The sequence below is a fragment of the Hydrogenoanaerobacterium sp. genome (genome assembly GCF_032017025.1).
In the GTDB taxonomy this organism is placed as follows: Bacteria; Bacillota; Clostridia; order Oscillospirales; family Ruminococcaceae; genus Hydrogenoanaerobacterium.
The window spans coordinates 1-7,610 of sequence record NZ_DALZQO010000006.1; the positions used below are offsets into that span (position 1 = coordinate 1).

The window sequence follows — 7,610 nt, forward strand, 5'->3', positions numbered from 1 at the left end:
CGCTTTTGCTCGGAGGGTATCTTTTTTTTATTCTACCAATCATCGATTTGCAATATAGGTTGCGCTCGATGATTTTTTAGTATATATCTCAATATAAACACAACACATTTCTGATAATGGAGGTAGAACATGGTAGTATTACAAAACCAAAATGTTATTCCGATTATTTGCAGAACTCTCAGTTTGGTTGATGCCAGATTGCTTGAGCATGGTGAACGCGTTGCTTATATGATTTATAAAATGATGCAGTTTGACGGTACTGCCACCAACCAAGAGATGCAGCGAGTTTGCTTTTTAGGGCTTATGCATGATATAGGCGCCTACAAAACCGAAGAGATTGACAACATTGTAAAGTTTGAGACGCACAATATTTGGGAGCATTCAGTATATGGCTACTTGTTTTTAAAGCATTTTTCGTCGCTTTCCGATCTAGCAGATGCTATTTTGTATCATCACCTTGATTATGATAAATTCTCCGGAGTGGATTGTGCAAATAAAGATATTGCCATGGTGATTTCGCTTACGGACAGGCTGGATATCTATTTACGGGAAAATAAGTTTCGCTTGGATGATAAAATGTATGATTTATTTTCCGAAAGCAAATTTAGCCCCGATCTGCTCGACCTGTTTATTTGCGCAAACAATCAATATGATATTGTCGGGCATCTAGCCGATGGCAGCTATCTTGAGGAATTGACCTCCTATATGGCAAATTATCCGTTTACGCCCGAAGAGGTCGACCAATACCTCAAGCTGCTTGTTTATGTCATTGATTTCCGAAGTGAGACTACGGTTTCTCATACGATTATGACGGTTAGCATCAGCGTCGAAATAGCCAAACTGCTTCATCTGAATGAAACGCAGAAAAAAGCGGTGTATTACGGCGCCTTGCTGCATGATTTGGGAAAGATATCAACACCGCTCGCAATTCTTGAAAACCCCGGGAAGCTTACCTACGAAGAGATGCGGATTATGAAGCACCATGTAGTGGTGACTGAAGAGCTTCTTACCGATTACATTGACAGCGAGGTTTGCAAAATAGCTGTGCGTCACCATGAAAAGCTGGATGGCTCAGGTTACCCGCATAAACTTATAGCCGGACAGCTTTCGCCCAGTGAGCGTGCGGTTGCAATTGCAGATATTATGAGCGCCCTTTGTGGCAAACGCAGCTATAAGGATAGCTTCAGTAAAGAAAAAACCATCGGAATTCTTACTAAAATGGCGGAGCAAAATAAGATTTGCAGCGAAATAGTAGGAATGGTTGTAACACATTACGATGAAGTGCTTGGCAACGCCACGCAAAACTGCAGCCAGGTACTGGAAGTGTACGAAAATTTAAAAACCTCCTTCTATGAAATTTGCAGCAATATATCGGAATATGAAAAACAAGAGGAATTTGCAACAGTTTAAGTCGCGGATTCTTGTATCTGATCAAATTTTATGTTATAATAAAACGAATATTTAACCTTTGGCAAATATGTTTTATCACATCGGAAACGGTCTTTGCGTGCTTTAGCACGCAAACTTGCGCCATGCGCAAGTGCAAAACTGTGTTTTAAGACCGGTTTATGATATAATTATTACAAATTATTCACACTATCACGAAATGAGGACAACCCATGTTAACAGCAATCAAGAGAGAATTTATAGAATTTATGATGAGCGCAGATGTACTGCGTTTTGGCGAGTTTAAAACAAAAAGCGGCAGGTTGTCACCTTATTTTGTCAACACCGGCAACTACCGTACCGGTGCACAGATTTCTACATTGGGTAAGTTCTATGCTCAGTGCATTAAAGATACCTGCGGTGACCGCTTTGATGCTATGTTTGGCCCCGCTTACAAGGGTATTCCGCTTGCAACTTCTGCGGCGGGTGCTTTGGCGCGCGACTTCGGTATTGACAAGCCCTTCTTCTTTAACCGAAAAGAGGCAAAAGACCATGGTGAGGGTGGCAGTTTGGTTGGCTACAAGCCGCAAGATGGCGACCGCATCATTATCATTGAAGATGTGATTACTGCGGGTACCGCAGTGCGTGAGACCGTTCCTGTCCTGCTTTCGGCGGCTAAGGTAACGGTGAGCGACATGTTTATTTCGGTGAATCGCTGTGAGGTTGGCCAGAATGCCGAGAAAACCGCAGTGATGGAAGTTAAAGACGAGTTTGGCATTGATGTTCACTCCATTGTAAACGTACTGGATCTCTGCGAATACCTCAAAGAACAGGGCGGTTACGCTGATGTGCTTGCAGCTATGGAGAAATATATTAAACAATACTGCAAATTCTAAAAATTAATGTTGTGCTACAAAGCATTATCTTTTATTTTTAATCATAACTTGCTATAATAGGTTTACCATAGAAAGATTCAGGAGGGTTACATAAAATGATATGTTCAAAATGCGGGGCAAATTTACCGGATGATTCTGTTTTCTGTGCACAATGCGGAAATTCTTTAAACGGTGAGGCACAAGCGGGCAACACGCAGTCACCACCGGTATACGGCGAGTCTCAGCCTATTCCGCCGCAATACGCTTACGACACACCACAGCAGCAGGGGAGCTTTAATCCCATTAACGGTACAACCTATTTGATATTTGCAATTCTTGCAACGGTGCTGTGCTGCTTACCTTTTGGCATTCCTGCTATTATCTATGCAACAAAAATTGACAAGGCGCAGGCTATCGGTGATTTTCTGGGCGCACAGAGTGCTGCTAAAAAATCCAAGATGTGGTCCATTATCGCAGCCGTATCTTGCGTAGTAATTATCATTCTTTATATTGTCTTTATGGTTGTGGTTGGCTTTAGCATAGCCGATAGCGGCATGATGTATAACTATAATTTCTAACTTTGATGAAAAAGCGTCTCTTAATCGTCGGAACAATTTTAGCCTTGCTTCTGGCGGGTGCGATGTGGCTTTATTTCAGCAATCCTCGGGGGGCGGGCATTCCATGCCCTGTGCGCACCCTTACAGGCTTTTACTGTGCGGGCTGCGGTGCATCGCGCGCACTGCGCAGCGTGCTGCATCTCCAATTCTATCGGGCGTTTCGCTTTAACCCTGCTTTGATAATACTGCTGCCGTTTATTGTCTTGTATATTGCGGCGCGCATGGTTGATTATGTTAAAACAGGGCAGAACAACATTGACCGCCGGCTGTCATTCCGTGTGCTCTGGTGGGTTTTAATGTTGCTGTTGGTGTATAGCGTGGTGCGAAATATTCCGGTTTACCCGTTTACACTGCTTGTTCCGACAATTGTATAACCTATAAAAAGCTTCCGATACTATATCGGAAGCTTTTTTTGCGTGGCAGTATGCAAACCACCAGAAATAGTATTGATCATTTGTGAAAATGTAGTAGGCTAAAGACAAAACAATGGAATGGAGCTATGCATATGAAAATAAATACAAGCAAAGTGGTGATTATAGGCGCAGGGTTGGTAGGCTCATCCACCGCATTCAGCTTGATTACACAAGGTGTTTGTGACGAAGTAATGCTTATCGACATCAACAAAGAGCGCGCCTATGGAGAAATGATGGATTTGCAGCATGGTATCAATTACCTCAACCGCAACGTCAAGGTTTCGGTGGGGGATTATAAATCCTGCGGTGATGCGGACATCATTGTCATTACGGCAGGCGCACCGCCAAAGGCAGGGCAAACCAGGCTCGATACGCTGGAAGCAACGAAAACGATTATCCGGTCAATCGTTGCGTCAATTATGGAAAGCGGTTTCGCGGGCCATTTTATCGTCGTTTCCAATCCGGTTGACATCATCGCACAGTATGTGTACCAGCTGTCGGGCTTGCCCAAAAATCAGGTCATCGGGTCAGGTACCTCCCTTGATTCTGCCCGCTTGAAAACGTTTATCGGTGAGCTGATCCATGTCGACCCCAGAAGTGTGCACGCCTATACGATGGGGGAGCATGGCGACAGCCAAATGGTGCCATGGTCACATGTTACCGTTGGCGGCAAGGCATTTTCTCAAATACTTGCAGACAACAAGGAACGCTTTACCGGCGTTGACCTAGACCGGCTGGTAAAAGAGACCGTTAAAGCGGGGTGGGAGATACTGGAGCGCAAAGGCACCACGTACTACGGCATTGCAACTGCAGTGTCGGGGATCATCAAGGCAATCCTGTACGATGAGAATCGTGTAATCCCTGTTTCCACGCTGCTGGATGGCGAATTTGGCGAATACAACGTCTTTTGCGGTGTACCTGCCATACTCAACCGTACCGGCGTAAAAGAGATTGTACAGCTGCATTTGACCGATGAAGAGCTTATCAAGCTCAGGCACTCCATATCCGTGGTGAGAAGCTATGTAGAGTCGCTGTAAAACAAAGAAAAGACGGCATTTGCCGTCTTTTCTTTGTTTTATCTTTGGGCTTTTACGCCAAATTCTGTTTCCAGTAGCTCAATGGTTTGTTCAAGGTTGTATGCGGTCAGCAGCAGCGAGATATCTACTTCCGAGGTGGTAATCATCAGTACATGTGCGTCTGCGCCTGCTACAGTGGAAATTGCCTTTGCAGCAACGCCCTCCATATTGCGCATCTCCTCGCCAAACAGCTGAACCTTGCTGTTGCTGCTGCTTACAAGTGGTTTGATATCGGGATATTGCGCCTTATACTTGTTGGTGAGTGCCAGCACCTTGATCAAATCTTCACCTGCAACGGTAAACGAAACACTTACCAAGTCACCTGTAGGGGCAGATTGTGAAATCATATCAATGTTAATACCCTGTTTGGCAAAGTCGGTAAATACTGCGGAAATAAACTTTAAATCTGCACCAATCTTATTAAAAGTTACCAGTGCGATATCGTCGCACACGGAAAGCTTGCTAACACCGTTCATGACTTAACACCCTCCTGTTTATTCGGCTGGGTTTTGCATACCCACTAAATCACCCATATCGTACAGTCCGGCGGGCTTGCCTGCAAGGTATACTGCCGCATTGACAGCGCCTGTAGCAAAAATTTCTTTGGACATTGCAGTGTGCGAAAGCGTTATAATTTCATCTTTACCCGCAAAAATTACATCGTGCTCGCCAACAATAGTGCCGCCGCGAATGGAGTGCATGCCAATTTCACTTTTACTGCGCTTTTCACGTTTGCTGTGGCGGTCGTATTTGTACTCGTAGCAATCACTTTGCGCATGGTTGATTGCATCCGCCAGCATAATTGCGGTACCGCTTGGTGCATCCACCTTTTGGTCGTGGTGTTTTTCTACAATCTCAATGTCAAAATCGTGCCCCAGCACGGTGGCAGCTTTTCGGGCAAGCTCGAGCAGCAGGTTTACACCTAACGACATATTAAACGAAGAAAATACCGGCACCAGTTCGCTGGTTTTGCGCATCAGTGCAATCTGTTCGTTCGAAATTCCGGTGGTTGCCACCACAATAGGGGTGGAGGTGTGCGCCGCATACTCCAGTATGGGGTTGAGCAATGATGGGTGTGAAAAGTCTATGATGCAGTCCGCCTTGATTGTGCACTGTGCAGGAACTGCAAAAATAGGGAAGTCATCATAGGTTTTAGTGTTTCTATCAATACCCGCTACGATTTCACAGTCACTTTTCTCTTTTACAAACGATGCAATGACATGCCCCATCTTTCCGTTTGCGCCCGAGAGTATAATTTTTTTCATATTACACATCCTAGCGTATCATAATTAGTTCAAAAGCCCGGCACCCTTGAGTTCCGCCACAAGGTGTGCCTTTGCGCTTTCACTCATCTCAACCAGCGGTAGCCTGCAGGGCCCTGCAGCCCAACCGAGAAGGTTCATAGCCTCTTTCACAGGAATAGGGTTTACATCAATAAACAAGGCATTCATGAGCGACAGGAGCTTTAATTGAAGCTTTGTGCTCTCTGCAACCTTGCCGTCAAAAAACAGCTGGCAGATTTCGTGGGTCTGCTGCGGCATAATGTTCGAGAAAACCGAAATAACGCCTTTGCCGCCCAAAGCAAGAATTGGAACAATCTGGTCGTCGTTGCCCGAGTAAATATCAAGGTTGTCACCGCATTCTGCTGCAACCTGTGCAATTTTGCTGATGTTACCGCTTGCTTCTTTGGTCGCTACAATATTGGGGTGTTTTGCCAGCTCTACATAGCTTGCCGGGGTGATATCCATACCCGTTCTGCTGGGTACATTGTAAAGGACGATCGGTAAATCGGTTGCATCTGCCAGCGTGTTGAAGTGGCGGATAAGACCCAGTTGTGAGGTTTTGTTATAATAAGGGGTGACATGCAGCAGCGCATCAGCCTTAACAGCGGCAGATTCCTTCGAAAGCCACAGCGCGTAGGCGGTATCGTTGCTGCCCGCACCTGCAATAACGGGAACTCTGCCCGCAACCTGCTTCACCGCGAATTCGATCGCTTTTACATGCTCTTCGTCAGTCATGGTAGAACTCTCGCCCGTGGTACCACAGATGATGATGGAATCGGTGTGGTTTGCCAGTTGAAACTCAATGATGCGCCCAAGCTCATCGTAGTTGATCGAACCGTCTGCAAACATTGGGGTAATAACAGCAACACCCGCACCGGTGAATATTGTTTTTTTCATTCGCTCGTGCTCCTTTCGGCCGAATATAAAATCTTGCGCAGTCATGTCAATTTTGTACTCGGTAATGTGTCTATAAAGTTAATCCAGATAACCCTTGGCAGCTAAAAGCTCTGCCATCAGTACCGCGCCGCCCGCTGCGCCGCGAATGGTGTTGTGCGACAGGCATACAAATTTGTAATCATACTGGCTGTCTTCGCGTAGCCTACCAATAGAAATTGCCATACCGTTTTCCAACATCCGTTCTGTTTTCGCCTGAGGACGGTCGTTCTCTTCAAAATAGTTGAGGAACTGTTTGGGTGCAGAGGGCAGCTCGAGTTTTTGCGGCTCACCGCTGAACGCAGCCCAACGTGCCTTGATTTCATTGAGAGACGGCTTTTTCTCAAAGCTGACAAACACCGCCGCGGTATGCCCGTTGGCTACAGGAACACGCAGGCATTGTGTGGTGATAGCGGGGGAGGTGGCGGCAACAATTTCACCATTCGCAATACTGCCCCAAATCTTCAGTGGCTCCTGTTCACTCTTTTCCTCTTCACCGCCGATGTATGGAATCAGATTATCCACCATCTCCGGCCAGGTTTCAAAGGTTTTGCCCGCGCCGCTGATTGCCTGATAGGTGCACGCGAGAACCTTGGTTACGCCGAAATCCATCAGTGGCGCCAAAGCGGGAACATAGCTCTGAATAGAACAGTTCGATTTCACCGCAATGAAACCGCGTTTGGTGCTAAGGCGTTTTCTTTGGCTCTCGATGATTTCCGTATGGTCTGAGTTCATTTCGGGAATAATCATCGGTACGTCCTTTGTCCAGCGGTGAGCGGAGTTATTTGAAATAACCGGGCACTCTGCTTTTGCATAAGCTTCTTCCAGTGCTTTAATCTCATCTTTTTTCATATCAACTGCACAGAATACAAAATCAACCTTTGATGCAATCTCTGCAGCGTTGGCGGCGTCCTGCACCACCATTTTTTTAATATTCTCGGGGATTGGGGTATCCATTGCCCAGCGGCTGCCAACAGCCTCTTCATAGGTTTTGCCCGCGGAACGCGCGCTTGCTGCAAGCAGGGTC

At 46.1% G+C, this 7,610-nt stretch carries 9 protein-coding genes; 5 read left to right on the forward strand and 4 right to left on the reverse strand.

Translation table 11 applies throughout. The annotated features are described in order from the left end of the window. Positions 1 to 129: 129 nt before the first annotated feature. From RTV33_RS05120 to RTV33_RS05140, 5 genes are all read left to right on the forward strand, one after another. Entirely contained in the window at positions 130 to 1,410 is a 1,281-nt protein-coding gene (locus RTV33_RS05120; protein WP_312642218.1) for an HD domain-containing phosphohydrolase, read from the forward strand. Positions 1,411 to 1,619: 209 nt separating this feature from the next. Next, the gene (pyrE, locus tag RTV33_RS05125; RefSeq protein WP_312642219.1) at positions 1,620 to 2,282 is read left to right on the forward strand and encodes an orotate phosphoribosyltransferase; all 663 of its coding nucleotides are present in this window, start codon (positions 1,620 to 1,622) and stop codon (positions 2,280 to 2,282) included. 95 nt (positions 2,283 to 2,377) lie between these two features. Then, the gene (locus tag RTV33_RS05130; RefSeq protein ID WP_312642221.1) at positions 2,378 to 2,839 is read left to right on the forward strand and encodes a CD225/dispanin family protein; all 462 of its coding nucleotides are present in this window, start codon (positions 2,378 to 2,380) and stop codon (positions 2,837 to 2,839) included. Positions 2,840 to 2,901: 62 nt separating this feature from the next. Beyond that, positions 2,902 to 3,252: a DUF2752 domain-containing protein gene (locus RTV33_RS05135; RefSeq protein ID WP_312642222.1), complete on the forward strand. Its 351-nt coding sequence runs from the start codon at positions 2,902 to 2,904 to the stop codon at positions 3,250 to 3,252. Between the two features lie 131 nt (positions 3,253 to 3,383). After that, positions 3,384 to 4,328, forward strand: a complete 945-nt coding sequence (locus RTV33_RS05140) for an L-lactate dehydrogenase (protein WP_312642223.1) — start codon at positions 3,384 to 3,386, stop codon at positions 4,326 to 4,328. A 38-nt stretch (positions 4,329 to 4,366) separates the two neighbouring features. Here RTV33_RS05140 and RTV33_RS05145 read toward each other — a convergent pair whose 3' ends face one another. The 4 genes from RTV33_RS05145 to asd form a co-directional block, all read right to left on the reverse strand. Then, on the reverse strand, positions 4,367 to 4,843 hold the full coding sequence (locus tag RTV33_RS05145) for an ACT domain-containing protein (protein WP_312642224.1): 477 nt from the start codon (positions 4,841 to 4,843) through the stop codon (positions 4,367 to 4,369). A gap of 18 nt (positions 4,844 to 4,861) precedes the next feature. Beyond that, positions 4,862 to 5,632 (reverse strand): 4-hydroxy-tetrahydrodipicolinate reductase, encoded by a 771-nt coding sequence (gene dapB, locus RTV33_RS05150; protein ID WP_312642225.1) that lies wholly within the window; start codon positions 5,630 to 5,632, stop codon positions 4,862 to 4,864. Between the two features lie 24 nt (positions 5,633 to 5,656). Further along, complete coding sequence (gene dapA, locus RTV33_RS05155; RefSeq protein WP_312642226.1) at positions 5,657 to 6,547, reverse strand: 4-hydroxy-tetrahydrodipicolinate synthase; 891 nt, start codon at positions 6,545 to 6,547, stop codon at positions 5,657 to 5,659. 78 nt (positions 6,548 to 6,625) lie between these two features. After that, the coding region (gene asd / locus RTV33_RS05160) for an aspartate-semialdehyde dehydrogenase (protein WP_312642227.1) at positions 6,626 to 7,610 on the reverse strand (985 nt) is incomplete at its 5' end.

What these genes read in the sequence shown, in the direction of transcription:
- RTV33_RS05120 (WP_312642218.1), top strand. Translation starts at nt 130, where the DNA reads ATGGTAGTATTACAAAACCAAAATGTTATTCCGATTATTTGCAGAACT.
- pyrE (WP_312642219.1), top strand. Translation starts at nt 1,620, where the DNA reads ATGTTAACAGCAATCAAGAGAGAATTTATAGAATTTATGATGAGCGCA.
- RTV33_RS05130 (WP_312642221.1), top strand. Translation starts at nt 2,378, where the DNA reads ATGATATGTTCAAAATGCGGGGCAAATTTACCGGATGATTCTGTTTTC.
- RTV33_RS05135 (WP_312642222.1), top strand. Translation starts at nt 2,902, where the DNA reads ATGTGGCTTTATTTCAGCAATCCTCGGGGGGCGGGCATTCCATGCCCT.
- RTV33_RS05140 (WP_312642223.1), top strand. Translation starts at nt 3,384, where the DNA reads ATGAAAATAAATACAAGCAAAGTGGTGATTATAGGCGCAGGGTTGGTA.
- RTV33_RS05145 (WP_312642224.1), bottom strand. Translation starts at nt 4,843, where the DNA reads ATGAACGGTGTTAGCAAGCTTTCCGTGTGCGACGATATCGCACTGGTA.
- dapB (WP_312642225.1), bottom strand. Translation starts at nt 5,632, where the DNA reads ATGAAAAAAATTATACTCTCGGGCGCAAACGGAAAGATGGGGCATGTC.
- dapA (WP_312642226.1), bottom strand. Translation starts at nt 6,547, where the DNA reads ATGAAAAAAACAATATTCACCGGTGCGGGTGTTGCTGTTATTACCCCA.